The following is a 26,446-nucleotide window of genomic DNA, read 5'->3' on the forward strand; positions in this document are numbered from 1 at the left end:
TGGTTTAGGGGGGACCACATGACCGGAAATGGCACAACCTTTGTCGAGCAGATTTCTTCCGATTTTGTGAATAGCCTTGAAACGTTTTCTGTTCGGAAAAGCTTTGTTCCCGGAGCCGTTCTGTTTATGGATGGCGAAAGAGCCGATCAGCTATTCTTAATTTCGTCTGGCCAAATCAAGCTCACAAAAAACACAAACGATGGAAAAGAATTAACACTGCAAGTATTTGGTGCAGGAGAGCTCGTCGGCGTCTCCGGTCTCTTCGAACAGGAATTGACGTACACCTCCACAGGCACCATGTTGATGGAGGGTGAGATATGGATCATCCCGCGACAAGAGTTGGAAAAAATGCTCATCAAAAACGGTCAATTTTGTGTAGACTTCCTGCGTTGGATGGGATTGATGAACAGGCGGATGCAGTCCAAATTTCGCGATTTGTTACTCAATGGCAAAATCGGCGCCTTGTATTCAACGCTCATCCGCATGAGTAACACGTACGGCAAGCCACACCCCGACGGAATCCTCATCGACCTTTCCCTTACCAATCGTGACTTGGCACAATTCATTGGTCTGACACGAGAAAGTGTCAACCGAATGCTTTCCGATCTAAAAAAACAGGATTCCATCGATTTGCTTCCGCACGGGCATATCTTGATTAAAGACCTTGCCTATTTAAAAGAGGCGATTTATTGTGATGACTGCCCTCCAGATATTTGCCAAATGTGAGCAAAGTCTTCATACCTCCTGTATAAAAAAAGTCCTGGACTTGTCCGTCCAAGACTTTTTTTCATGAGTGATTCAAGCTTCTTTATCCATGTCTTTGCTCTGCGAGCTCGCTGAACATGCCAGCATAGTACTCGACGTCTCCTGCATCGTCCAGTATCGCACTGATCGTTAGCCATTGGAGATACTGATCTCCATTCTTCCGGCGATTCCAGATCTCTCCTTGCCAATAGCCATTCTTCTTGATCGAATCCCACATCTTTTGATAGAAATCGGCATTCTGCCTGCCAGATTTTAAAATATTGGGAGACTTGCCAATCACTTCATTCATTTCATAACCGGTCACTTTCGTAAAAGCATGGTTCGCACTTTTAATGACTCCACGTGTATCGGTAATCAGTATCGCCTCTCCCGTCTTTTCCATAATGGTTGCGGCGAGCTGCAGCTTCTCTTGATAAAACATCCACATTACCAAGACCAAGCTTACCAGCGCAAACTGAGATAACGCCATGAAACCAATCGCGTAATGCCCGGTCAGATTAAACAGCATCGTTAAGATCAACGGCGGGAAAAATCCTCCTAATCCCCCCATGGCAGATACGATCCCGTTCACAATCCCCGCTTGTCGCGAGAAATACATCGGCACTAATTTAAACACGGCACCGTTACCAATTCCGGCACATAGCGCTACCAACAAGCATCCTACCGTATACATCAAGATCGATGGCGAAAACGATAAGACAATACCAGACAAGGCGAGCCCGGCAAACACAATCATCAATGCCTTGAAGGGGTTCCACTTATCACCTAGCCAGCCTCCCACTGGTCTCGCAAGTGTCGCCAAAAGAATGAACCCTGCCGTTCTCATACCTGCATCTACCTTATCCAGTTGGAAATGGCTCACTAAAAAATTCGGGAGATACACGGTGAAAGCGACGAAGCAACCAAACGTAATAAAGTAGAACAAGCTGATTAACCATAGCTTTTCGTTTTTGTAGACACTCTTTATCTGCTGACCGAGAGGAGTCACTACCTTAGGTTCGTTTTTATCCCCCATCAAGAAGGTTAGAACGGCGAATCCCACAAGCAATAACATGAACATCTGTACAGTAGTTGCCCATCCAAACGATTTAGCCAGAACTGGCGCTGAAAAAGTGGTGATCGCTGTACCAATATTCCCCATACCGTAGATTCCGTTTACAGAACCATGCTTTTCTTTCGGATAGTATTTAGGTAGAGACGTAACACCAACAGAAAACACCGCTCCGCCTATCCCTATAAATAACCCGCCGATTAACAAATCTGTATAAGTGGTCGCCTGGCTAATATAAAAAACAGGAGCCAGCAGCAAGAGAAAGCTTATGCTAAATAATATCCTCGCCCCAAATCGGTTACTCCAATATCCAACAGGGATTCTCAGCAACGATCCTAAAAGAACAGGAATCGCTGTCACCCACGCCACTTCGCTTGCACTCATGGGTACGGTTTCTTTGATAAAAGGCATAAGCGATGACAGAATGACCCATACCATGAAACCGACCGTAAGACTTAACGTCTGTAATGGCAACTGCCATTTTCGTACCATAAACAACACCCCTCACTTGGGAAATCTTCTTCATCCACTATGATAAGAGGCAAAGTTTGGTTTCGTTGTGATTTTAATCACAGCTCCTTCCAGGCAATCCGCTTATAATCAAAGCGAAATCTTGAATCGAAGGAGTGAATTATACATGTTTTGTTATCAATGTGAACAGACTCCATCAGGTGGTTGTAAGGTCATCGGCGTTTGCGGAAAGAATGAAGATCTTGCGAGTATTCAGGATACAATTATTTTTGCTTTAAAAGGAATTGCAGCTTATGCCACACATGCTCGACAACTGGGATATATCGATCCTGAAGTGGATGGAATTACACAGGAAGCTCTTTATTTTACATTGACGAATGTGAATTTTAGCTTGGATGAACATTTGCAAATGGCTATGAAAGTAGGGAAAGCCGCGATAAAAGTCATGGAGCTTTTGGATCGGGCCCATACAGATCATTTCGGAGTGCCACAGCCAATCACCGTCTCGCAAAATAAAATAGAAGGAAAATGCATCGTTGTTACGGGACACAATCTGTTTGCTCTCGAAGAGCTGTTAAAACAGACAGAGGGCAAAGGAATCAATGTGTATACGCATTCCGAAATGCTGCCTGCACATGGCTATCCCGCACTGAAGAAATATCCTCATTTGAAAGGGAACATCGGGAAAGCATGGTACGATCAACGCCAGTTGTTTGAGAAATTTCCCGGCGCCATCCTGGCTACAACAAACTGTGTGATGCCTATTCGAGGCAGCTACGCAGATCGTTTCTTTTCGTATGATATAACCGGTTTGGAAAATGTGACGAAAATTGTAGAAAACGATTTTGCACCGCTCATTGAAAAAGCATTGTCTCTTCCTGAGGTTTCCATCGAATCGGAACTGACATTGACGACCGGGTATCATCACAAAACGGTCCTCGGTATTGCCCCTGAAATTATTCAGGCAGTCAAGGAAGGAAAGATCAAACGTTTCTTCGTCATCGCTGGTTGTGACGCTCCTGGCAAGGGAGGCGAGTATTACCGTGAATTGGCTACGTCCTTACCGCCAGAAACAGTCATTCTTACGACCTCCTGCGGAAAATTCCGTTTTAACGATGTAGATTTCGGCACCGTGCCAGGTACCGACATCCCACGATATATCGATTTGGGACAGTGCAATAACTCGGTTTCTACCATTACGATTGCGGCTGCATTAGCCGATGCCTTCGAGTGTGAAGTGAACGAGTTGCCGGTAAGTATCGTTCTTTCCTGGTTTGAACAAAAAGCGGTTGCCATTCTGCTTGGTCTGTTTAGCCTGGGGATACAGGATATACGGATCGGTCCAAAATTGCCTGAGTTCATTCAACCGGGTGTTCTGCAAGTATTGCAAGACTTGTTCCATATTCAGTTGATTGGCGATGCCCAAGAAGATATGAAGCAAATGCTCGGAATCACGCAATAAGCTATCACCTGTGGCCACAAATCACAAAAGGAGGCACCTTCTTCTAACAGGAAGGTGCCTCACTCTTATGGAATTTAAAAAAAGGCCCTATCCATCGGTAGATAAGACCCTCCTATTTCCTTACAGCGGCAAATTCGTAACAGCCGTCCATGTTCCCACTTCTCCTGCCCGCACAGATGGGGGCTTCATTCGAACCGTTCCTCGTAATACATAATGTCGCAACCCAAGTGTTGGCTCGTCTTTGTAAGCAAAGGTGCCAACAAAATTGGCATAAGGTGATTCAATCGTGATTTGCCTGGACCTCTCATCCCAACTTCCTTGTATGGGAATCGGAGTACCACGGAAATTAACGGTTCCACTGACCCTGCCATTTACGACATTGGAAATCATCAATGTGCCCAACGTAGTGGGTCTTCCACCGAAGCTCGCTTGAATTTCCCATGTTGAGGGGTACGGCAAACTGACCCGAGTCGTCTGTCCAATTGCCACGGTCGACCTCTCCTTTCGATTGACTTAAGCGCGAAGTCAAAATAGTACGTTACAGTATACGTAGCCATGATGAATCTTCCCGTAGGCGGAAGCACAACTTTATTTTTGACGAAAAAAGAGACGGTTCCCCGCCTCTTCTCTATTACTTCCATTCGGTTTCCGTTTTGTGTTCAATTATGGGTATGATTTTTTGTTCACTGCTTTTTATCATTTGTTTCAGTAATTCATCGCTGATCGTTACTTTATTTTTTCCGTCTTGAAGTTGTCCTTCAGCCATTGTTCTTCCAATCACATCGATCACTTGTTGTCTCGAGACATTTTTAGATGCTGCAATCTCGACAACAGTTTTCCCTTTGGCTAGTTCTTCTTTTAACTCTGTCGCGCTCATTTTTAGTAAAGCAAGCAGTTTTTCATCGTTTAAAATGGAATCAGCGCTATAATCAGGCTTACCATTCAAAGAGAAAAAGCCCTCTACTTTATTGTTTGATGGTTCAAAATCTACTCGAGCAAGACTAATTGTATTCCCCTGAACAAATACTTGGTAACCCTCTCCCTCTGATCCCTTCTTGGTGTAATTCAAAATAAATGTTTTTTCATCTGGATTCTCCATTTGCTCCATGGCAACCTCGTAATCTTTGATGTTGCCGTACAATTTATCAATAAGCTGATCTACCTTCCCCTTGATTTCCTGATCGGGTAAAGTAATGAGCGGTTTCTCCTTAGGCTCCCAATTCTCTTGCGTCAGGTCTTGAATCTCATCCGTAATACCGTTTGTATGGAGGGTAATCTTTTTGCCAGTTCCCCCTTTTTCCTGAAGGACGATGCTTAGTTGGACCTTTTTGGTTGAATCATTGGGGTCTCCAAGGTAGCTTGCTTTCATAATCTCAAACGATTTCGTTTCGGGAATGGCCAGATACAGCTTCTCAAGTGTCGCTTTTCCAGCCTCATCCAGCTTGACTTGTTCAGAAGTCATTGGTGCTCGAGTAAGCATGTCAATTACAACAGGGGCCGCAAATGCTGCAGTTGGAATCAAAATCGCAGCAGCAACAATTCCACCAATCAAGCGTTTTTTCATCGTTATTTCACTCCTTTTTCGTTGCAAATAGTGAGAATAGGATTGTTCGATTCGTTTGGAAATGGCCGGCGGGCACTCCATCGTTTCTGCCTCTTCGTGCAGATGTTCACGGATTTTGCGTTCAATAGTCATTGATCTTTTCCATCCTTTCCAGGGGGAGATTCCCTAAGTATTTTCGAAGCGCCTGGAGGCCAGCATGATATCTGGACTTGACTGTACCTAGCGGAATATCGAGCAAAGTCGCAATTTCCTCAAGAGTATAGTCGTGATAAAAGCGAAAGATAATCACTGCCCGCTGTTTGTCGGTCAGCTTTCGTATGGACTGGGATATCATTTGGTTTGTGGCATCCATCAACGCGGTATGTTCATCCCAATAAGACTCTTCGTGGGAGAAGGCACGGATGCGTTCAAATATGCGGAATCTCCTCCAGCTCTTGACCCGAAATCTCTGTACTTGACGGATTACCAGGCCATGCAGCCAGAACTGGAAAGGGCGGTTCGTATCGTAATTTGGAAGTGAGGTCCACATTTGCATATAAATTTCATTCATGACATCTTCCCGATCCTGCTTGTGATCCACCAGAAAGGAGACGGTCCGGTACACGTCCTGAAAAGTGGCATCATACATCGTATGAAACGCCCGTTGATCACCCTCTTTCATTTGTATAAGTAATTGGTACATCTCTTCATTTTTCATTCAGAGGGCCCTCCTGAGTAAGCAGCTTACACCCTATATTGTCTCTCGATCGGAAAAAGGTTCGGTTTTCTTACTATTTTTTTGCAAAAGGCAACGAGACCCGTATGGCGAAGCACGAAAAAGAGGCGGTAGTTTCCGCCTCTTAATCATTTAATCCCTTTCCCTCGAGAATTTGCTGCATACATTTTTCAACCCTTGCCTCGCGCGTTTTGGCTTGTTTGGGTGCTGAAAAATGGAGAAGGTAGGCTCTTTGCCGTCCCGGAGTCAATGCTTCAAAAGCAGTTTTCAAGGCAGGCATTTCATCCAATTTATTTTGAAATTCTTCAGGAATGCTGTATTCTTCATGCTTTTTAAAGTTCACTTCCAAACCGGCTTTTTCAACTTCAACGGCTTCTTGAATATAGGCCTTCAAAATAGATTCCATTTCCATGATTTCTTCCACATTGGTGAACCGGATCTGGCGGGCAGCCTGTACATTCTCCGTTTGTTGAATGAGAATCCCGTGTGGATCTTTTAACAAGGCACCTTTTTGAAACAGTAGTGCACAATATTCTTTAAATCCATGTATTAAAACGATGTTTTTTTTCTCAAACGTGTAACAGGGATGCATCCACTTAAAATCTTCGGTCAGCTCACAGTCAAGCACAATACTTCTCAACTTCTCGTATTCTGCCCTCCACTTTTTTGCCTTGCTTAAAAATTCATCAACCTTCGGATTCGTTTTACTTGTTGTCATCAGGAACACCCCTCATCTAGTTGGTGTCATGTCAATTTTTAGTTTTGACATTATGGTATTTGAATTATTCGATCATCAAGTATACAAGTTCCTTCTGATTATGGTTGAGTAATTTTATTGCGAGAGAGGGAAAACTAACGAGAAATGGCAGATAGGGGAATACACATGATCTCAGAATTCAAGCGATTTTTACTCGGTAGACCTATGAAATCAAGTGAACTTGCTGCAGAAAAGTTAAATAAAGTAAAAGCTTTGGCGGTTCTTTCATCTGATGCTCTATCTTCTGTCGCTTACGGAACAGAACAGATTCTCCTCGTGTTAATTACTCTGGGTGCAGTAGCAATGTGGTACTCAATTCCCATTTCCATTGCGGTTGTTGGTCTGTTAACCATCCTCATTATGTCTTACCGCCAAACCATCTTTGCTTATACAACTGGTGGTGGAGCATACATTGTCGCAAAGGACAATTTAGGAACCACTACGGGACTGGTTGCTGGTGGCTCGTTGCTCGTGGACTACATTCTAACGGTTGCTGTTAGTACTTCTGCTTCTACAGACGCTATTACTTCGGCATTCCCAGTCCTACATGAACATCGCGTTCTTATTGCTCTGTTCATGATTGCTATCGTAACGGTATTAAATTTACGTGGAATCACAGAATCGGCAACGATTTTAATGTATCCGGTTTATTTGTTTGTTGTCGCAATTCTCGTCTTAATTATTGGCGGCGGATATCAATGGATGGTGGGAAATGTTCAAGCTCATCCCCCAGAATATGGGGCGGTTGTTCCAGGAATAACTTTATTCCTTCTATTGAGAGCATTTAGTTCAGGGTGTTCGGCATTAACAGGGGTAGAAGCCGTATCCAATGCCATTCCCAACTTTCGGGACCCCGCACCGAAAAATGCTGCATTAACGCTTATCATGATGGGACTTATCCTCGGAGTTATGTTCATGGGCATTAGCCTTTTGGCTTATTTGTATGGTATTTCACCGACTCCAAAGGAAACAGTAGTATCTCAAATTGCTTCTACAGTTTTTGGACGAGGAATTATGTATTACGCGATTCAGGCTGTTACAGCGCTTATTTTATTCCTGGCGGCTAATACCGCTTTTGCAGCCTTTCCTTTACTCGCCTTTATGTTAGCCAAGGACAGATTCATGCCAAATATGTTCATGGTTCGAGGAGATCGTCTTGGGTTTTCAAACGGGATTATTTTCTTGGCCATTCTTTCAGCACTATTAGTGATTGCGTTTAAAGGAGAAACGGAAAACTTAATCCCTCTATATGCGCTTGGTGTTTTTATCCCGTTTACCTTGTCACAAGCAGGAATGATGAAACGCTGGATTTCCAAAAAGCCCCGTGGATGGTTCACACCTTTTGTTATTAATACGTTAGGAATGCTAACGACCCTTACGATTTGCCTGATCTTTTTCATTACAAAACTCTCGCAGGTATGGCCGATTTTTGTGTTCCTTCCTATCGTCATTTTCATTTTTAGGAAGATAAATCAGCATTATAGAGATTTGGCAAATGAGCTACGACTTGATATGGAAACAGACAAACCCGAACCCAAAGGGAGTGTCATCGTTATTCCTGTGGCGGGAATTTCGCAGGTGGTGAAAAACACCATTAGTTATGCGCAATCCTTGTCAGACGACATTGTCGCAGTCTACATCGGGTTCAATGATGAAGACATGAAAAAAATGGAGGAAAAATGGGAGATCTGGAATCCCGGAGTACGTTTGATTGTCTTGCGTTCCCATTATCGCAGTATTATAAGACCTTTGTTTAAGTTTATAGACACGGTTGAGTGGAAAAAAGCAGAAACGGATCATGTTACCGTCATGATACCGCAGTTTATTACCAAGCGCTGGTGGCATAACTTACTTCATAACCAAACGAGTTTATTAATCCGGGCATATTTATTCGCCCGCCAAGATGTAAAAATTGCTACGGTTCCATACCGATTAAAGAAATGAAGCAGGATCCAGTAAGCCATAAACAACGAAGAAAACCCGTCCCTTTGTAAGGAGACGGGTTCCATCATTTTTTACCTTGATCATCACGACTGTTATTTAGATCCAGTATGAGCCTAAAATTAGATTGAATGACTACCCAATCATACACTTTTTTTACGCGAATGATTTCTGGCTGAATACTATTCGAGACTCCAGAAGTGACGGTAACCACAAAGCTGCAAGAGGCCGTATTTCCTGACTGATCCCTTGCTGTACAGGTGAGCATCGTCATCCCTACAGGAAAGTCCATGGTAAAAGTGGCAACTGCAATTGGGGCAGGAGGGGAAAAAGGCCGTGTCATCCCATGGCAAGTAATTGAGGTTACCCCGCAAGTATCAGTGGCAGTGACTTCATAGGTAACAGTAGCGGAGGTTTGCCCAGGTAAAACAGGGACTGTGATATCCTCAGGGCAAGTGATGGTTGGAGGTTCGTCAATCACCGTGATGGTAAAGGAACATGCTTCCGTATTCCCAAATATATCTTGTGCCGTACAGGTGACAACAGTATCTCCCACTGGAAAAAGCGAGCCAGAAGGCGGAGAACAGGTAACAGTGACTCCGGGGCAGGTCGCAACAGGTGTTGGATAGTTTACAATAGGGCAAGGTACTACCATGTCAGGTGGGCAGGTTGGTGGCTGCACGCAGCCATTGAGCAAAACAGAAACATTGCTCGAATCCTCGTTTGCAGTAGCGATGTCAATTCTTCCGTCTCCGTTAAAATCAGCTACTGTAATGCTGAGCGGACCTGCTCCTGTAGGGAACTGAAAGGGAGGCGAGAACCCTCCCGCCCCGTTGTTTATGAGAATAGAAACGTTATCAGAACCTGCATTTGGGGTAGCCAAATCAATGACTCCATCACAATTAAAGTCAGCTGCTGTTATATCAAAAGGAAACGCATCAGTACCCAAGGAAAAGGGACTTCCTGCTGCTTCTGTAAAAGAACCTAATCCATTGTTTAGAAAAACGGTTACATTACTCGTTGCGTTATTTGCGACAGCAATATCAATAAACCCATCACCATTTAAGTCAGCAGATACAAGGCTACTGGGGGATGAGCCGCCGGGAAGTACAGAGAAACTCACTCCAGGAGTTTGAAACGTACCGTTTCCATTCCCTCTAAAAACTGTTACATCATTGGTGTCTCGATTGGCAGTGGCCAGATCAAGGTTGCCATCTCCATTAAAGTCAGCCGCTACAATATCAGTTGGGGCCAATCCTGGGTTTGTGTCAAAAGGACTCCCTGGAGCCATACTAAATACACCTGATCCATCATTCAACAAGACAGTAATAAAACTAGTTCCTGCAAGTTGGCCCCTATTTGCTATAGCCAAGTCCAAACCGTTCACACCATCAAAGTCACCTACAGCAATCGCAAAAGATTCGGAAACAGCAGGAAATACACCGGTACTATAGGCTACAGGTGCAGCAAAAGTGCCGTCCCCCATATTTAAAAGGATAAAAACCCGGTTATTGGAGGATTGATCTGTAACAGCCAAATCGATAGAACCATCTCCATTTAAATCAGCTGCTACAATTTGACCTAGTAAAGACCCGGGAAACAAAGTACTGAAGGGGATCGTTTGTGACACGGAAAATACGCCGGACCCATTGTTCAGAAGAATAGAAACATCATTGGACCCACTGTCCACTACGGCCAAATCTATGCGACCGTCTTTGTTAAAATCGGCAGAAGTAATGCTGGAAGGAGATGTTCCTCCCGTATTATATTCGACTGCGGGCTGAAAAAACGGGCAGGCCAAATTGGATTCACCCTTTCTTACAGGAATACAGGCAGTCATTCCTGATCGAAATGCTTCACTCCGGACACCAATAAAGGCAAAAAAATGCACGTGGTGCATACTATGCTAATGCCTTTGATCATGATATGGATGTTTAGGCATGAATGTGAATGAAGATTATGTAGCATTTAGCAAGATTCAATCCTTTGAAGTTATGGAATATACCAAATAACACGCCGAGGCACCTCCTGTAAAACAGGCAGGTGCCTCGCACTTTTATGCCGCTTGTTTATACTGATGGAAAACGAGATAGTGGCTTGAAGCTTCCGTGGCCACAGGTTTCCACTATCTCAGCCGGGAGTGCCCTGGTCATTACATGTATTGATTTACCGAAACCGAAACATCTGCCGGATCACTTGAGAGATTTCTGAAGTTCACATAGTACTCGCCAGGTGGGAGCCAAAATGTCTGTTTACCTATGACTTCTCCTTTTATCTGAAAAGTCTTTGGTTCCTTGCCAGGGCAAACCACTACGTATTCTATATCAGCGTTCTGTCCTGTATGGTGGGTGGTAATCTCAACGATTCTGTAGTAATTAACAGTGAACTTGGTATAATCCTCCCAAGCTATCCAACCATCAGTATTTCTTAATCCGAGCTTTCTAAAAAAGATGTTTTCATTTGATTGTTGCTGAACATTTTTGATTTGAAAGTTTTTTTGCTGTTCTTTCCCAATGACACTCCCCCCTTGTAACCAAGCCTTTCCTTGGGCTAATTTCTCAGTTTGTGGAATGTCATTTGCAAACACAGCCTGCGAACCAAAAGTTAATGCAGAAACAACTGCACCCAAAGTCATTAGCTTTTTAATCATAATCCACACTCCTATTTCCGCTTAATTTTTTCGAGCATACCTTTCGTCGACTAACGAGGTGTGTACGATGGGTCACAAATTAAAATAATACATTTTTTCCAACTATTTACATTCGTAAAACTATCATACCACACACCTTTTAACAGTACAATCGTATTATTTAAAGATATTCTGAGTTGTAGCCAATGGTACGCTTTTGCACACTTGGGATAGAATCTCGCATATTTGTTTTGCAAAAGAAAAAGCTACTCAGCAGAAGCCAAGTAGCTCATTCCCAATATTTTATGCTCTCACACTCTTTCAAAAGTTTGTTACCCTTAACAACTGGTTATGAGTTTGATCAAACAAAAAAATTTATTATGTATACCCTGTTTTCTGAAATAGTTGGTGAAGCCGTAGGTGGACCAGAACAACGAGTATCTTGGTAAATAAATCCTCTAGTATAAAAAAAGAGGCGGATAATCACCGCCTCTTTCCCTGATCTATCCAAAGCAAACCTCTGCTCTTTCCATGGATCACCATACATATTTTTGTGTAACGATTAAGAAGTTAGTAACCAAGAAAACCCATCTCCTTAAAATAGGTTTCCTAAAAGGGTGTTTGTACGTTTCGGGAAGAAAACATTACGCATTAAATAAAAAGTGTAAGGTTTTTCCTTACATTACCATTTTTTAGGAGTTGGTTGAATGCCGATTACCAAACCATTTATGACGTCGCTCAGGTTCACTTCAACGATGGGGGCTGGAACAGGGACTGGAGCAACATTTGCCATTGCCGCAACATCATTTACGAATGATGCAGGTGCTGCTGCTACAGCATTCCCTAGTACGTTTGCTTTTTACAACCTCTACATTAATGGGGTGCTTCAGTCAGGAAATACTTCCACAATTACAACGACAGCGATCACGATTCCTAATGGTGATGCCGAAAATGGCGGAACACCATTGATCGTAGAATTCGTCATCAACTGACAACCAGAAAGTAAATAAGAATTTCCCCAGGAGAGGATACACGCCTGGGGAATATTCCATAAAAGAGTAACATGTCAAGAACATGTTGTAGCCTCAGATTCTTGTACATCTTCATTACTATGAGAAAGGGCTGGAGACCATGCAGCAAAAAACCAGTAAAAGAATAGTAGTGACTCGATCTAATAATCTGAGCACCTGTTACCCAGTAATGCCGCCACTCGGGTGCCCTGATATTTTTCCCGGGCAACCTTGCCCGACCTGTCCACCCTGTCTTCCCTGCCCGCCGTGCCCCTGTACGCCTGGACTGCTAACGACAGTAATTTCTCAATACACGACTTTTTCGGATGGACAAAAAAATATATATACGAATGCCGACGCCTCACTACAGTTTAGTACTTCCGGAATTCTCGACCCCAGCACCGTATCGATTGTTAATCTTTTTATCAACGGAATTCTTCAGCCTTCAAATACGTATGTGGTCCAGCCCGGCGCCTTGATGCTTAGCGATGTCCCGTTCCAAGGTGTTCCTATAATCCTTCAGTTTATCCAGATCTCCAATTCCTAATAAACGTGTCTTACATACGGGTAAGGGACTACGAGTACGCTTGGAAGCCTTTCATCTGAGGGGATGGACGGTATCATTTTTCCTTTTAATTGGGACGAAACAAAATATTCCGAGTAGTTACAAGAATCACTTATGTAACTATTTATAGATTATTAATTAAACAAACCCGTCTCCTCAAAATAGGGACGGGTTGTTGATTTTGGTTACTTCTGTGGATTTCGTTCTCTATTTCTTCCCCTCAAACCAAAAAGACCAGCTAATCCAAGCAACCCTATCCATTCCCAGTCTGAATCAGTGTCTACTGCTGTCGTTCTGTACGTGTTGTTATTAATACCCGTGTTAGCGGGTGCCCCATTTCCTGTAACGCCTACACCTGTATTTGGGGTGTTTGTTCCTCCTGTGTTCCCTGCACCTGTACCACCAGTCTCAGCAAATGCAGTTAAACTCATTGTTACAGTTAACATTAAAGCTAACATAATTACCCTCAACTTTTTCACTTGAAGAACCCCCTTGCTGTATTGTCAATCTGAGAATAATTTTTCAGACCGTCGCATTTTTGTTTGCAGGCCTGAAGTGGAACCATGATGTTACTTTGCTCTTAATACGATAATCTTATCCAAGGCAACACTATGCAGACGGAATGAAATCTACAGCTACTTCCTGAAGATAATCGGAAGTAGTAAAATCGCTTGTTACCATGGATTTCTCCACGGGGGAAGGCTATGTTAATTTTGTAATCTTGAAATTGATTTATTGTCCTAAAACTTGAATGGGTATGATTTTGCGCTTTTGCCGAAGTGTAAACTTGTGTCGCTAAGACTAAGCCCATGAAAACAAAAAAGAGGCGGATAATCACCGCCTCTTTTCCCCAATCAATCCCAAGCAAACCTCTGCTCTTTCCAAGGATCTCCATACATATTATACCCATTCTTCTCCCAAAATCCTTGCTTGTCTTTCTCCATAAACTCAATCCCACGCACCCACTTGGCGCTTTTCCAGAAGTAGAGATGCGGGATAACAAAACGCAGCGGCCAGCCGTGCTCTGGAGTTAAATCCTCGCCGTTATGTTTCGTAGCGAACAGGTTGCCGCTTTTCATGAAGTCAACAAGCGGAATGTTCACCGTCCATCCGTGCTCAGCGTGCAGCATGACATACTTCGCTTCCGGCTTCACCTTAACCAGCTTCAGAACTTCTTCAACCGGAATACCTTCCCATTCATTATCCAGCTTGCTCCAGCCTGTAACGCAATGAATATCGTTGGTCGTGCCGCCTTTTGGCAAAGCCATCATTTGTTCGTAGGTCAGTGTTACTTCTTCTTCGACGAGACCGAAAAGACGAAAGCTCCACTCGGTGGACAGGTCTGTATATTCAGGAACCTCCCCGTAGTGCAGGACAGGAAAACCTGTCGTCTGCTTCTGATTAGGGGGAATACGGTCGCGTTTGGTGTCTGATGATGGATTAATAAACATGTTGTTTCCACTCCCCTCGCTGATCAGTGTTCTCGATTATTTCCCAACCCGCAGCAAGGCGTGATCTACCTTGATGCACATGTCCTGCACAACCTCAATGCCTTGATCGGCAACCAATTTAGCCGCTTCTTCGTTGGCAATGCCTTGTTGCATCCAGAACACTTTTGGCTTGTTCTGCATTTTCAATGCATCCTCGGCAACAGGCATCATGTCTTCGCTGCGACGGAACACATCGACGATGTCGACTGGCTGATCGATTTCAGACAGGCTGGCAACCACTTTTTCACCCAAAACCGTTTCACCCGCGATGACAGGATTGACCGGAATGATCTTGTAGCCCGCGTTCTGCATGGCTTGCGATACCATATAGCTGGTGCGGTCCGGCTTGTTGGACAGACCTACTACTGCGATCGTTTTTGCATCCTCCAGCAGTTGACGACGTACTTCATTGCTTGGATTTTGTGCCATGTGAAAACACTCCTCTTTTATATTGAAATGAAATATTGAACTACCTTTTATTCACTACGGCTGGAAACAAACTCAACAACGGTGCGGGTCATCGCTCCGGTACCGCCAGACGGTTGCATGTCGCCAGCACTTGCTGTGTACGCCGTACCCGCGATGTCCAGATGTACCCATGGTGTGTCACCAACGAATTCTTGCAGGAAAACACCGCCGATGATGCCGTGGCCATAACGTCCACCAGAGTTTTTCAAATCGGCAAAACGGCTCTTGTTCAGGCTGCGGTACTCATCGAAGGTCGGGAGTTGCCACAAACGCTCACCCGCCACGTCTGCTGCGTTCATCAGCTCATCCAACAGTGCTTTGTCGTTGGTCATGGCGCCAGAGCAGAAATGACCGAGTGCGACCACGATACCACCTGTCAAGGTAGCAGCATCCACCAGGCAAGACACTCCTTGCTCTTTTGCATAGGTGATGCAATCAGCCAGTACGAGACGACCTTCTGCGTCTGTCGTAATGATCTCTACCGTTTTGCCGCTCATGGTTGTGATGACATCGCCCGGACGGAATGCCGTTCCGGATGGCATGTTTTCCACGGTACCGACGACAGCCAGTACGTTTACTTTTGGTTTAATCTGTCCCAGTGCCTCCAATGCTCCGATCATCGTTGCCGCTCCACCCATGTCCGACTTCATGTCTTCCATGCCTGCTACTGGTTTGATGGAGATCCCACCTGTATCAAATGTCACGCCTTTACCGACCAAGCCAATGACATCGTCCCACGTGTCTCTTCCTTGATATTTGACTGCGACTACATAAGGCTCAAGCTCGCTGCCTTTTGCTACAGAGAGCACTCCGCCCATCCCCAGCTCTTCCAGCTTCGCTTTCTCCATTACTTCCACAGTCATGCCATGTCGCTCTGCTACCTCGACCATCGCATCCTTCAAAGCGCGTGGAGTCAAGTAGTTGGCTGGTTCATTGACGAGTGTACGAGCCAGATTCGTCCCGGATACGAGCGCTGAACCACGTGCAACGCCTGCCTGTACCAATGAAGTATCGGCATCTGCTGCCAAAATTTGCACCGTCGCAATTGGGTCAAACTCACGCTTTGCCTTTTGACGGTAGCCCTCGTAGTTGTATTCGGCAAGGCCAAAGGCTTCTGTCACTGCCTGTGCCAAACGATCAGCACTCAGATGCTCTGTTGTAGGCAAATCAATCACCACTGTTTTGCCGTTGCCTTTTCCCACAACCGTTTTGGCTGCACGTCCCCATGCATTTCGGGCTGCGACGAAATCAAATTTCCCTGGTTCACCCATCCCGACGATCACCAGTTTTTTTGCAGCTACGCTGTTCATTCCGTGGACAACCGTAATTTCCTTCGCCTCACCTGTTACTTCTTTGTCCTGCTGCAAGCCACTCAGACTTCCACCAAAAGCTTCGTCCAATTCCGGGTATACTTGCGAAATATCCTCGCCCTTCCATAGCGGGACAATCAGCTCATCACATGAGATATTCACAAGCTGTATGCGTTTTTCTACTGCTACTTTCATATACTCTTCCCTCTTTCTGTGTGGTAGGATACAATATGGGCACATTTGTTTAACACGATGTGTCGACATATAAGCGCAAGGGTGGAAACGTCATGGCTTTTGCCTCTGTGTAAGAAATGACATCCTTTTCCGGCAACAATTTCTCGCATTCATCTATGTAGCGAAGAACTCTTGTTACGTCCAGTCCCCAATGAACTGGCTGGTAACGAGTCAAATACTTTCGTGCATTGCCTAACATCCAGCGAGCACCTTTTATATTGCCGTACTCTTGGTGATACAGTCCGACTGACAATTGCAGCAATCCTTGCAAAAACTTGTCTGACTTGTCTTCCATCCAGATGTCTTCCAACAGATCGTGGCATTCGTAGTATTCTCCATCATTGAATTTTTCAATGAACTGTAAATACTGCTCGGGATACCCCATGGATGCATGCCTCCGTTTCGAACCTTCCGTCTTCATGGTAACACAGATTGGCAGTGACTTTACATCCAAACAAAAACTTCACGGATTAAGACAACGCCCTTCTGTTACAATAATCCTAGAGATAAGCGCACAGTAGAAAGGAATGGATTTTCCGTGGCGGATTTTTTTGAAAACTTCCCCTTATGGGCAGCACTGCTTGCCATAGGGATCGCCCAATTTATTAAAATTCCCCTCCATTTTTTCGCAACGAAAACGTGGCAATGGTCACTGCTCATGAGTACAGGCGGTATGCCCAGCTCTCACTCTTCTGCCGTGACAGCATTATCGACAGCCGTGGGACTGCGTGAGGGCTTTGGCAGCAACATGTTCGCTATTTCCGCCATTCTCGGTGTAATTGTGATGTTTGATGCCGCAGGTGTCCGCCGCCATGCCGGTATGCAAGCCGTTGTCTTAAATAAGCTGGTCGATGAATTCAACCATCTGTTAGAAGGAATGAAATCATTAAAAGTACGTCCTAGCCAGGAAAAAGCGAAAAAATTGAAAGAACTGCTCGGTCATCAACCAATCGAGGTATTAATCGGCGGTTGGTTAGGCGTCATGATTGCGTTATTGCTCCATCCGTTTTTTTAAAGGAGGGCTCCCATGCGCATTGTTTCCATCTGTCCCAGCAACACCGAAATCCTGTATTATTTAGGCCTGTATGAGCATGTCGTCGGATTGGATGATCACTCTGACTGGCCGCAGGAGTGGCAGCATCTCCCACGGGTTGGACCCGATTTGACAATCGATATGGACCGGGTCGCTGCCCTCCAGCCGGATCTGGTCGTAGCGTCGCTCTCTGTTCCTGGCATGGAGAATAATATAGAAGCTCTGCGCAACAGAGACATTCCTCATATCATCCTGAATCCTTCCCGGATCGGGGAAATCGCTCATGATATCCGACTCGTCGGTGAGGCGACAGGAACACAGAGGCAAGCCGAGCAGCTTGCGATCCAATTTGACGAAACCATTGAAAGCATCCGACAAAAGGCAGCGACATACGCTCAACGCCCCAAACTGTACTGGGAATGGTGGCCGAATCCCATTTACACACCCGGTCAGGAAAACTGGTTGACGGATGTCAGTGAAATTGCGGGTGCCGTCAATATTTTTGCAGACTATCCTGTCGCAAACGTCAAGGCTACGCGGGAAATGGTCATGGAACGTAATCCGGATCATATTTGCGTCGTCTGGTGCGGAATTGAATTGAAGCGAATCAAGCCTGACATGATCACAAACCGCCCAGAGTGGATCAACATGACCGCGATTCGAAACAATCAGGTCCACTTGTTGGAAGAAGGCCTCTATTGCCGCCCTTCTCCTCGCATTTTGGAAGGACTGGAGAAGCTGGTTGATTTGATTCATACAAAATGACACAAAAAACGTTCAAAGCCTGTGCCTTGAACGTTTTTTCTTTTTTTCTTCCATGCCACCTATGCGGCATCCATTCGTTTTCGTTACTTGCTATTCAATTTGTTGTTGACCGCTGACGGGTTCCGCCATGGCTGCGATTCCTTTTTCATTCAAGCTATTCAGAAAAGCTTCCGTTACTTTGCCTTCACCTTTTTTTACGATATACACATCCACCGATTTTTTCCCCCATTGCGAGAATACGTCCTGCTTGGTCTCGAAATACAGGTCAATCTTGTGGCCGCGAATCGCTCCACCCTTGTCAGCTACGACGCCATATCCGTAACCTGGGATGTACAAAATGGTCCCCAGCGGGAAAACGCGCAAATCAGCTGCAATCGTGGAATAGTCGTCTCTCCGTACTTTCACACCTGAATAGGTAATGCCATAGGACGGGTGAGATGGATTTTTGCCCGTCGACTCGTATCCTGCATAGTAGCCTGTCGCTACTACACGTACTTTTGGATATTGTTCGTGAAATACATCCGCTTTATCAATCACTTGAGTAAGAGAACTGGCAGATACCGTCCGTTTTTTGACGACACGTTGCCCCTCTTTCGTTTCCTTGATTCCAAAAGTGGATGAGACACCGTAGTCTCCCACAACATTATAGCTGTATCCATCGCTTGCGAAGGCCGTCAAGACCAGGATGAACAGCGCGATGATACTTACGAACTGCTTTCCATTCATTTCTTGGTAAACCTCCTCTCGTTTCTAGTCATGTCCCGACGAGGAGGAAAGTATACACAAATTTTGGTTGATTACAGAAATATTCAGTCAGTTGCCCATTTTTCCAATCAAATGCCAAAAGAAAAACAGGCCCGAAACAAAGGCCTGCTTGTACTTGTTTTAAAACATCCGATATCCTTTTTTGCGAAGCGTTTGAATGGTCCAGCCACTCGCCACTGTACCTGCCATGCCGCAGCCGAGAATGAGTGAATCCCAAATTCCCGGAACGATTTGTTGATAGACAAGTGCACCTACGACTACACCAACGCCGATCACAACTGGAAACCATGTTGTTTTCAAAATCATGTTTAAAATAAACCCAATGCCAAACCCTAGCACGGAGAACAAAACAATAGATACCATAAATTGCATCAAGTTCATCGACGAAAAAGACCTCCTGCCACCTTCTCCACCTTTTGCCACCTTTTCGGCAAATACAGGAAAGACGGGCTATTTTCGGTATTAAGTGTAGCAAAAAGGCGAGGGATCGGTCAATACGAGAAGCCTAGCCTATGTGTTGTATGCCTGACAGAAAAAACCGCCGATGCATTTGCTTCGACGGTTTTCTATGCGAGGTTAGTTACTCATATGGATGAGAAGAAACAGCTTCCTTCTGAGCGTCCTGTGTACCAGCTCCGTCACAGTTAGGGCAATTCTCCGAGCCCCCCAGGAGCAGTTGGAAATACCCTTGGCCATGGCAGTACGGGCACTGTTCTTGTTTTTGTCTCATGTTGAGCTCCCCTTTCGGCATACATGCGTGAAAATTAATTGCATTTATATTCAGATTATTTAGATGTATCTAACTATATCAGAATCTCCCCTTGGTTCACAATGCAGTTCATTGCGAAAAAACATAAAAAAACCGCAATGTAAGCGGAAACATTGTGGTTTATCTAGCTTATTCGCAGGATTACTTAAAGATTTTATAGGAAGTGTACTGAAAAACGGGATCGATAGCAAATGATTGACCTGTCATTCCCTGCTCCCGTTTGATATAGTCCGGCAATATGATTTTCAAATAAGTCGAAGACAGCGGATCACGAAGCAGTTCTTGTATCGGCATAAATTTCGCCTCCGCGATCTCACCTTCCTGCGGACGTGGTTCTCCCCCTATGTAATCCATCCAAAAAACGACCATATTGTCGCTAATGGACTCACGAATGACGCCTGAACGGATTCCCGCTACTTGTCGCACAACCGCCTCGACACCCGTTTCTTCCATCACCTCACGCACTGCTGCTTCATCTACAGTCTCGCCCTCCTGCACGAATCCTGCTGGAAACGACCATTGTCCTTTTAGTCCGCTGTACGTTTTTTTGACAACCAATGCTTCTTGCCCGCGAATAACAATCCCGCAAGCGCCTAGCCAAACCTTTCCTTCGCGCATCCAGCTCGCTCCTTCCACATCTTGCTAAACGAAACCCCCGGCTCTACTTCGCCGGGGGTACCTATCAATCATCCTCGTCATCTAGGAGCCCATTATCGATCATGTATCGCAGATTTTCCCGATCCCTCTCGCGGCCCTTTTCCTTGAGCCGTTCGATGGCAGGCAGGATGAGAATATCTACTTCACGCTGTACATGCCATGCCAAATCGTGTCGCCCCTGCTCCTCCAGAAAAGCTCCCACTTCCATCATAGCGTTGTACCGATCCATCTCTTCGCGGACCATAAGCCCCCGGACTTGAATGCTCGCGTGTCGCATCGTTTTACAGCTTTACTTTCTTCAGTGCGAGACCGACGCCGCCAATTTTGTACAGGTAGCGTAGGTCGCTCGCTTTTTTCATCATGGCTGCTGTGCTGCCGAACAGCTTTTTCGAACCAACTTGCCCGATACCCTCGCCTTTTCCAAGAGAGGCCAATGTCCCTTGCAGATGCGGAATGAACTTTTGTGGAAGATCGCCACGGACCAAGGCAGCGAGATTCTCACCCAGCGTCTCGCCTTCCTGGACCGCGATTTGCGCAGTTGGCGGGTACGGACGTCCTTCTTCGTTGAAAATCAAGGCACAATCTCCTACGACAAAAACATTCTCGTGACCAGGCGCACGCAAGTATTCGTCTACCTTGACGCGACCGCGCATGACTTCAAAGCCTGCTTTTTCCACGATGCTGTTGCCGCGGACACCTGCTGCCCAGATAACGGTCTTCGATTTGATTTCTTCTCCGGTGTTCAACAGTACGCCATCTGGGGTGCACTGCTTGATGGGTGTTCCAATTTTGAACTCGATGCCTTTTCTCTCCAATACATCTATTGCGTATTGGATCAGCTCTGGGTCAAAGCCAGGCAATGCAGTGGGTGCTGCTTCAATGCAGTAGACTTTCACCAGTTCTGGATCGACATCAAATTCCCGGCACAGCTCTGGCAAACGGTCGCCAAGCTCTCCGCAAAACTCAATGCCTGTAAAGCCAGCTCCACCCACAACAAATGTGAGGTAGTCCGTACGATCCGGCTCATTTTTAAATTTGGAGAACATGTATTCAATATGCTCGCGAATATTGCGGACCGCATTGATGCTGCGAATGCTAAACGCATGCTCCTTGAGTCCCTCAATTCCGAACGTTTCCGGCTCGCTGCCCAATCCGATGACGAGATAGTCGTACGACAGCACCTCGCCGTTTTCGAGCGTGACGGTCTGCTCCTCTGGCTGAATGGCTTGCACCGTTCCTTTGACAAAGTTGACTTTGTCCTTGTTCAAAATGCTATCCAAACTGACGCGGGCGTGATCCGCTGGTGCGGTGCCTGCAGCCGGCTCATGCAGCCAAGTCGTGATGTAATGATAGTTGTGCTTGTTGACCAAGGTGATTTCTGCCTCATTGTAGTTGAGCTTTTTCTGAAGCTGCAACGTTGTGAGCAAACCACCGTATCCAGCGCCAAGAATCAGGATTTTGGGTGTACCCATCAGTATCCCTTCCAATCATGTATGATTTCATTGTTCATGGTAACTTAAGGAAGATTGTGCGATTTTTCACGTGGTCTGGTACAAATTAAGATGCCCCAATTCATGATCCGGGTAGTATCGGAATTATTGCCCTGTGATGCCATCCGAACCACTCTGTGAAAAAATGCACAAAGTCAGCCATAGAAAAATGTGACAATTTCTTTACAGTCATCCTCATCTTATCGACAACCGATTGGATTTGCAAGGTTTTTTTGCCTATCATCTTTCGAATTTTTCTCCTGTTTTTCCACTTGTATGGGTTATAATGGTTGAGGAGTTCGCTTACGATTAATTCGGAGGTGCTTTGGATTGAATTTTCTGCAAAAGGACGAGCAAATCTACGACATTACAATCATTGGTGGAGGCCCTGCCGGGTTATTTACCGCTTTTTACGGCGGGATGAGGCAGGCCAGTGTAAAAATCATTGAGAGCATGCCCCAGTTAGGCGGGCAATTATCTGCTCTTTATCCGGAGAAGTACATATATGATGTAGCCGGATTTCCAAAGGTTTTAGCACAAGATTTGATCAATAATCTGAAAGATCAGATTTCCCGCTTTCAGCAGACCATTTGCCTGGAAGAAAAAGTGGAAAATGTCGTAAAAAAAGTAGACGATGTGTTTGAAATTACAACGGACAAAGGCACTCACTACTCCAAATCCGTTATCATCACTGCTGGGGTAGGAGCGTTCGAACCTCGCAGGCTGGAACACCCAGATGCCGTCAAATATGAAAAATCCAATCTGCACTATTTTGTTACCGATCTGAACTCCTTCAAGGGACAGCGTGTAGCTGTTATTGGCGGCGGTGATTCCGCTCTGGACTGGTCCCTCATGCTAGAACCTATCGCAAAAGAAGTACACCTCATCCACCGCAGAGACAAGTTCCGCGCACATGAACACAGCGTAGAAATGCTCATGTCCTCCAAAGTAAACGTCACGACACCTTACGAAATTTCAGCTTTGCACGGCGAGGAGCGCATCGAAAAGCTCACACTGGCCAATTGCACGACAAAAGAAGAAATCGATCTGGAAGTCGATGCAGTCATTGTCAACTTCGGCTTCATCTCCTCTCTCGGTCCGATCAAGAACTGGGGGCTGGAACTCGAAAAAGGCTCTATCGTAGTCGATACACGCATGGAATCAAACATCCCGGGTATTTTTGCAGCAGGCGATATCGCAACCTACCCCGGTAAGGTCAAGCTGATCGCTGTCGGATTTGGTGAGGCCCCTACCGCTGTAAACAACGCAGTTTCCTACTTTAATCCGGATGCAAAACTGCAGCCTGGTCATTCTTCTAGCATGGACAACTTCAAATCGTAAAAATGTTTCGTCCCTGTTGTTGCCTCCGATGGCTGCGACAGGGATTTTTAATTCCTTGCATAACGGCTTTTGTTGGCGCGCACAGTAGAAGCAACGAGGAGGCGATACGCTTTGAATCATCTCTGTCCAGTCTGCAATGGCTTTACGCCGCTCCAACAAGCGTGTTCAACGTGCGGTCAAGCTATGCAAGATGCAGGCCGACTTTATGACTTTTATGGGAGCTACAGCCCGTACCGGGAGATAGACGATGCCAAGATGGACAACGGTTACCTAGATCGGAAGCGCCACCAATGCATTCATACAGGCTGGTGTCCCTCCTGCCAATCCGAAGAGATGGTCTTTCTGGATGAATGGACCCCCGTTATGCTTGTAACCGATATGGAAAAGGACGCGTACCAGTAAGTTGGTCACGTCCTTTTTTGTTCGAAACGTTATTTTTTCTTCATGGCCAGCTTTTCCGCCATGCGAGAATTGTTTGCTTGCATTTGCTCCAGCATTTGTTGAAGTGACTCCTTAATCTTGGCTGTATCACCAGATTCAATCGCAGAGTCAAAAGCTTCGTGTGTTTTTTTCATTTGCTCGATCCGAGCTTTTCGGGCGTCACGCTCTTCTTTTGGCCCCATGTTTTTGTCTTTCCATTCCTTGAACTGCTTTTCCATCTGTTCGTTGGTGATTTCGCCCTTTTTGACTTTTTCATTCAGCTTATTGATCAGTTGCTTCCGTTCTTCACGCTTCGCCTGCCACTTCGGGTCATCACTCAACGTCTCGAACTCGCTCATTAAACGATCTCGTTCTTTAAACGCTGCCTGCCATTTCCCCACGCTATCCGGTGCATATTTTTCCGCTAGCAAGAGCATGTACATTTTTTGATGAACGCCTCTGTTTGAGCTGTTTCGCACCTTCATGTGCTTCTCTCCATGCTCATCATGGCTGTGAGTCGGCTTGATCACCTGGGCAACTGTTGCAGTCGCATCTTGGGCCAACGCGACACCCGGCATGGTGAGACCCATTAGCAACGCTGTTGTCATCATTCCTTGCTTCCACATCTTCATCCTATTCACTCCTTCTAGTAGATAACGTCTAACGTCTATGATTAATCCGTTAAAAAGGACGCAACTCTTCTCTATCCAGCCCCAATAGCTTTACGAGGCCCATTTGCTCCAGATCGCTTTTCGTTTTTTCGGTGCCATACTGATAAATAAGCTGGTAGATGGCCCGCAGGTTGTCATCGTATTCGTCGTTGTCCCGATCCGGCATGTCAGACCATAGCGTATGCCCATGCATCCACATCATGAAATCGCCGTGAACACAGTTATTGAACAGATCGCGCATCATGCCCACTTGTACGTCGGTCGCTTCGATCTCAAAATCGTACGTGGCGGAGCCTTTTTCATCGCGAATTTCTGCCACGGTCGTTCCCGCTTGCAAGGTCACGTAGTAGTGTTTCTTATCCAGTGTCACTCATCTCCTTTTTGGATCGTATCACCGACTTGAAAACTTTTCCTCCTTACCATGTGCAAAAATCGCAAAAACATGTATTTAACAAGCAAAAAAGCCCTCCATCAGGGGAGGACTCTTTCCTGCTTTCAATTTCGCCTGTACGTTATGATCGATCTTCTTTCCGCAAATTATGCCCGGTGTTCTCTCCTGTTTTCGGGGGAGTGCTGCGTGAGCCGGCGGATGCTTCCGTTGGGCGCTTGTCTTTGTTGTTGTGCTTGGACATGTAGTTCCCTCCCTTACTCGATGAGTAGCTGCCCATGTAGTATGTCCCCACCCGAGAAATGAAAAAACACCTTGACCAGCTAAGCAGGCCAAAGTGCTTGTTTGTTGATCTATGCCAATAAGAAAATCGAATTATTTCACGACTAATTTTGCTACCATCTTGGCATGATCTGGTCCACAGATCACGTTGCAAAAGATGGTGTACTCGCCAGCTGTATCGATTTTCATCGTTTTGCTGCCATCTTTTTGGAGGTCTACATCCAGCCCTTGGATACCAATACCGTGAAAGCCTTCTGTCGACTTGAAGTTGATCGTGAACTCTTCGCCTGCTTTTACTTCATAGGTTTCTTGATTGAATTTCCAGTTACTAGCTTCGATATTCACTTGTGTGCCTGTAGTCGCTGCAGTAGTCGCTGCACCCGTGCTAGCAGCTTCCTTGTCTCCGCCGCATGCTGTCATCAACATTGCAGACAATGCAACTGAAGAAATCAATAGACCCCACTTCTTGTTCACTTTTGACCCCTTCTTTCTTCTTTTTCTACACTTCCATCTTACTCGATGAGATCAATCCAAAATCTGACATCTTGTGAACGAACAGTGACGAATTGGGGAACGATTGTTGAACATGAGCGTTCATTTTGGATTGATCATGTATACCGTGATCTCTGGAAAGCAATTCAGCCGGATTGGCAGCCTGGAAGTACCTAGTCCGCGACTGATACCAAATACACCAACGGATTGATCCTCTTTTTGCCCGACATGAAAATGCTTGTAGGCGCCAACAGTCCGATTGAACAAGCGAATTTGTCCACCATGGGTATGTCCGCTCAAGAGAAGATCAGCCTTCAAATCCTCGTTGTAAATCAATGAGATTATATTGGGGGAATGGGCCAAAAATATCGTCATGTTCGCCTGCTGGATCTCTTGTTCCGGACGCTGTTCATTGCCGTAAATCGAATTATCGAAGCCATATATCCAAATGCGACGGCCGCCCTTTTCTATCACGGTACTCTCGTTTTCCAACACCTTCATTACCTGCTCCCAGGCCTCTTTTTGCGAATGGTAGGCAGCATCGGAATAGACGTTTTTGTGAAGTCTCCCCGCTTCTCTCTCGTAATTGCCAGGAACGAAGAATATTCCATCCCTGCTCTTTACTTTCGCTAGCTCGCTCAACACACGCGTCAACTGCCCGCTGTGCTGTGTCAAATCTCCCGTGACCATCACCAAATCGGGATCGTGGACATTCACCAGCTTGTGCAGCTCTCCATTCCAAAATCGTATTCGTCCATGAGGATCGGAAAGATGGACCAATGTAAGTGGAGGGACAGAAGGAATTGTCAGCTTCACTGTCGATGTTTTGACGTAAGTCGTATGGTAGGCGAGAAAGATTATTCCCACCAGGATACACATAATTGTCGTTGTCATCATTTTCGGAACAATCCTCGCTTTCTTCCGTCTTATGGTTTAGAGGA

At 45.5% G+C, this 26,446-nt stretch carries 31 protein-coding genes; 9 read left to right on the forward strand and 22 right to left on the reverse strand.

Annotated features, from left to right (window positions below; genetic code table 11):
- Positions 1-18: 18 nt before the first annotated feature.
- The gene (locus FO446_RS23185; RefSeq protein ID WP_237899206.1) at positions 19-726 is read left to right on the forward strand and encodes a Crp/Fnr family transcriptional regulator; all 708 of its coding nucleotides are present in this window, start codon (positions 19-21) and stop codon (positions 724-726) included.
- A gap of 82 nt (positions 727-808) precedes the next feature.
- On the opposite strand, the gene FO446_RS23190 is transcribed toward FO446_RS23185, so the two are convergent.
- On the reverse strand, positions 809-2,308 hold the full coding sequence (locus FO446_RS23190; RefSeq protein ID WP_173610093.1) for a nitrate/nitrite transporter: 1,500 nt from the start codon (positions 2,306-2,308) through the stop codon (positions 809-811).
- 145 nt (positions 2,309-2,453) lie between these two features.
- Here FO446_RS23190 and hcp point away from each other — a divergent pair, with 145 nt between their 5' ends.
- Complete coding sequence (gene hcp, locus FO446_RS23195) at positions 2,454-3,749, forward strand: hydroxylamine reductase (protein WP_237899208.1); 1,296 nt, start codon at positions 2,454-2,456, stop codon at positions 3,747-3,749.
- A 120-nt stretch (positions 3,750-3,869) separates the two neighbouring features.
- On the opposite strand, the gene FO446_RS23200 is transcribed toward hcp, so the two are convergent.
- The 4 genes from FO446_RS23200 to FO446_RS23215 form a co-directional block, all read right to left on the reverse strand.
- Positions 3,870-4,238, reverse strand: a complete 369-nt coding sequence (locus FO446_RS23200) for a hypothetical protein (RefSeq protein ID WP_173610091.1) — start codon at positions 4,236-4,238, stop codon at positions 3,870-3,872.
- Between the two features lie 142 nt (positions 4,239-4,380).
- On the reverse strand, positions 4,381-5,445 hold the full coding sequence (locus tag FO446_RS23205; protein ID WP_232773518.1) for a hypothetical protein: 1,065 nt from the start codon (positions 5,443-5,445) through the stop codon (positions 4,381-4,383).
- A complete protein-coding gene (locus tag FO446_RS23210) occupies positions 5,435-6,010 on the reverse strand; it encodes a sigma-70 family RNA polymerase sigma factor (RefSeq protein ID WP_237899209.1) in 576 nt (191 codons plus the stop codon). Before FO446_RS23210 ends, FO446_RS23205 begins: the two co-directional genes overlap by 11 nt.
- A 142-nt stretch (positions 6,011-6,152) precedes the next feature.
- Entirely contained in the window at positions 6,153-6,746 is a 594-nt protein-coding gene (locus tag FO446_RS23215) for a YdeI/OmpD-associated family protein (protein ID WP_237899211.1), read from the reverse strand.
- Positions 6,747-6,911: 165 nt separating this feature from the next.
- Between FO446_RS23215 and FO446_RS23220 the strand changes: the two genes are divergently transcribed.
- On the forward strand, positions 6,912-8,729 hold the full coding sequence (locus FO446_RS23220; protein ID WP_237899212.1) for an APC family permease: 1,818 nt from the start codon (positions 6,912-6,914) through the stop codon (positions 8,727-8,729).
- 64 nt (positions 8,730-8,793) lie between these two features.
- Here the strand turns inward: FO446_RS23220 and FO446_RS23225 are convergent, their stop codons facing one another.
- Complete coding sequence (locus tag FO446_RS23225) at positions 8,794-10,626, reverse strand: FG-GAP-like repeat-containing protein (protein ID WP_237899214.1); 1,833 nt, start codon at positions 10,624-10,626, stop codon at positions 8,794-8,796.
- 252 nt (positions 10,627-10,878) lie between these two features.
- Entirely contained in the window at positions 10,879-11,376 is a 498-nt protein-coding gene (locus tag FO446_RS23230) for a hypothetical protein (RefSeq protein WP_237899216.1), read from the reverse strand.
- 686 nt (positions 11,377-12,062) lie between these two features.
- On the opposite strand from FO446_RS23230, the gene FO446_RS23235 reads away from it, so the two are divergent.
- Both FO446_RS23235 and FO446_RS23240 read left to right on the forward strand, forming a co-directional pair.
- Entirely contained in the window at positions 12,063-12,347 is a 285-nt protein-coding gene (locus tag FO446_RS23235; RefSeq protein WP_173610086.1) for a DUF4183 domain-containing protein, read from the forward strand.
- Positions 12,348-12,555: 208 nt separating this feature from the next.
- Entirely contained in the window at positions 12,556-12,912 is a 357-nt protein-coding gene (locus tag FO446_RS23240; RefSeq protein ID WP_237901086.1) for a DUF4183 domain-containing protein, read from the forward strand.
- A gap of 203 nt (positions 12,913-13,115) precedes the next feature.
- Here FO446_RS23240 and FO446_RS23245 read toward each other — a convergent pair whose 3' ends face one another.
- From FO446_RS23245 to FO446_RS23265, 5 genes are all read right to left on the reverse strand, one after another.
- The gene (locus FO446_RS23245; protein WP_173610084.1) at positions 13,116-13,409 is read right to left on the reverse strand and encodes a WGxxGxxG family protein; all 294 of its coding nucleotides are present in this window, start codon (positions 13,407-13,409) and stop codon (positions 13,116-13,118) included.
- A 375-nt stretch (positions 13,410-13,784) separates the two neighbouring features.
- Positions 13,785-14,381, reverse strand: a complete 597-nt coding sequence (locus tag FO446_RS23250) for a sulfite oxidase-like oxidoreductase (protein ID WP_047074928.1) — start codon at positions 14,379-14,381, stop codon at positions 13,785-13,787.
- Between the two features lie 36 nt (positions 14,382-14,417).
- Positions 14,418-14,849 (reverse strand): CoA-binding protein, encoded by a 432-nt coding sequence (locus tag FO446_RS23255; protein ID WP_173610083.1) that lies wholly within the window; start codon positions 14,847-14,849, stop codon positions 14,418-14,420.
- 47 nt (positions 14,850-14,896) lie between these two features.
- Positions 14,897-16,393, reverse strand: a complete 1,497-nt coding sequence (locus FO446_RS23260; RefSeq protein ID WP_237899219.1) for a leucyl aminopeptidase — start codon at positions 16,391-16,393, stop codon at positions 14,897-14,899.
- Between the two features lie 49 nt (positions 16,394-16,442).
- Positions 16,443-16,817: a DUF309 domain-containing protein gene (locus FO446_RS23265; RefSeq protein ID WP_017251328.1), complete on the reverse strand. Its 375-nt coding sequence runs from the start codon at positions 16,815-16,817 to the stop codon at positions 16,443-16,445.
- 153 nt (positions 16,818-16,970) lie between these two features.
- On the opposite strand from FO446_RS23265, the gene FO446_RS23270 reads away from it, so the two are divergent.
- Complete coding sequence (locus tag FO446_RS23270) at positions 16,971-17,447, forward strand: divergent PAP2 family protein (RefSeq protein ID WP_015892987.1); 477 nt, start codon at positions 16,971-16,973, stop codon at positions 17,445-17,447.
- A 12-nt stretch (positions 17,448-17,459) separates the two neighbouring features.
- On the forward strand, positions 17,460-18,230 hold the full coding sequence (locus FO446_RS23275) for a cobalamin-binding protein (protein WP_221867903.1): 771 nt from the start codon (positions 17,460-17,462) through the stop codon (positions 18,228-18,230).
- Positions 18,231-18,320: 90 nt separating this feature from the next.
- Here FO446_RS23275 and FO446_RS23280 read toward each other — a convergent pair whose 3' ends face one another.
- The 6 genes from FO446_RS23280 to FO446_RS23305 form a co-directional block, all read right to left on the reverse strand.
- Positions 18,321-18,956, reverse strand: a complete 636-nt coding sequence (locus FO446_RS23280; protein ID WP_173610080.1) for a 3D domain-containing protein — start codon at positions 18,954-18,956, stop codon at positions 18,321-18,323.
- 159 nt (positions 18,957-19,115) lie between these two features.
- On the reverse strand, positions 19,116-19,376 hold the full coding sequence (locus tag FO446_RS23285) for a YuiB family protein (RefSeq protein ID WP_017251331.1): 261 nt from the start codon (positions 19,374-19,376) through the stop codon (positions 19,116-19,118).
- Positions 19,377-19,575: 199 nt separating this feature from the next.
- Positions 19,576-19,746, reverse strand: a complete 171-nt coding sequence (locus FO446_RS23290; protein ID WP_419466134.1) for a YuiA family protein — start codon at positions 19,744-19,746, stop codon at positions 19,576-19,578.
- Positions 19,747-19,905: 159 nt separating this feature from the next.
- Positions 19,906-20,382 (reverse strand): NUDIX domain-containing protein, encoded by a 477-nt coding sequence (locus FO446_RS23295; RefSeq protein WP_221867902.1) that lies wholly within the window; start codon positions 20,380-20,382, stop codon positions 19,906-19,908.
- A gap of 64 nt (positions 20,383-20,446) precedes the next feature.
- Positions 20,447-20,698 (reverse strand): hypothetical protein, encoded by a 252-nt coding sequence (locus FO446_RS23300; protein WP_237899222.1) that lies wholly within the window; start codon positions 20,696-20,698, stop codon positions 20,447-20,449.
- Positions 20,699-20,702: 4 nt separating this feature from the next.
- Complete coding sequence (locus FO446_RS23305; RefSeq protein ID WP_173610076.1) at positions 20,703-21,893, reverse strand: NAD(P)/FAD-dependent oxidoreductase; 1,191 nt, start codon at positions 21,891-21,893, stop codon at positions 20,703-20,705.
- Between the two features lie 348 nt (positions 21,894-22,241).
- Here FO446_RS23305 and FO446_RS23310 point away from each other — a divergent pair, with 348 nt between their 5' ends.
- Positions 22,242-23,252, forward strand: a complete 1,011-nt coding sequence (locus tag FO446_RS23310; protein WP_173610075.1) for an NAD(P)/FAD-dependent oxidoreductase — start codon at positions 22,242-22,244, stop codon at positions 23,250-23,252.
- A gap of 111 nt (positions 23,253-23,363) precedes the next feature.
- Entirely contained in the window at positions 23,364-23,654 is a 291-nt protein-coding gene (locus FO446_RS23315; protein ID WP_173610074.1) for a hypothetical protein, read from the forward strand.
- A 29-nt stretch (positions 23,655-23,683) separates the two neighbouring features.
- Here FO446_RS23315 and FO446_RS23320 read toward each other — a convergent pair whose 3' ends face one another.
- From FO446_RS23320 to FO446_RS23335, 4 genes are all read right to left on the reverse strand, one after another.
- On the reverse strand, positions 23,684-24,304 hold the full coding sequence (locus FO446_RS23320; protein WP_237899224.1) for a hypothetical protein: 621 nt from the start codon (positions 24,302-24,304) through the stop codon (positions 23,684-23,686).
- Between the two features lie 49 nt (positions 24,305-24,353).
- Complete coding sequence (locus FO446_RS23325; RefSeq protein ID WP_007716752.1) at positions 24,354-24,713, reverse strand: hypothetical protein; 360 nt, start codon at positions 24,711-24,713, stop codon at positions 24,354-24,356.
- 393 nt (positions 24,714-25,106) lie between these two features.
- Entirely contained in the window at positions 25,107-25,487 is a 381-nt protein-coding gene (locus FO446_RS23330; RefSeq protein WP_173610072.1) for a cupredoxin domain-containing protein, read from the reverse strand.
- 120 nt (positions 25,488-25,607) lie between these two features.
- The gene (locus tag FO446_RS23335) at positions 25,608-26,402 is read right to left on the reverse strand and encodes a metallophosphoesterase (protein ID WP_237899226.1); all 795 of its coding nucleotides are present in this window, start codon (positions 26,400-26,402) and stop codon (positions 25,608-25,610) included.
- Positions 26,403-26,446 lie beyond the last annotated feature (44 nt).

This window comes from Brevibacillus brevis (assembly GCF_022026395.1).
In the GTDB taxonomy this organism is placed as follows: domain Bacteria; phylum Bacillota; class Bacilli; order Brevibacillales; family Brevibacillaceae; genus Brevibacillus.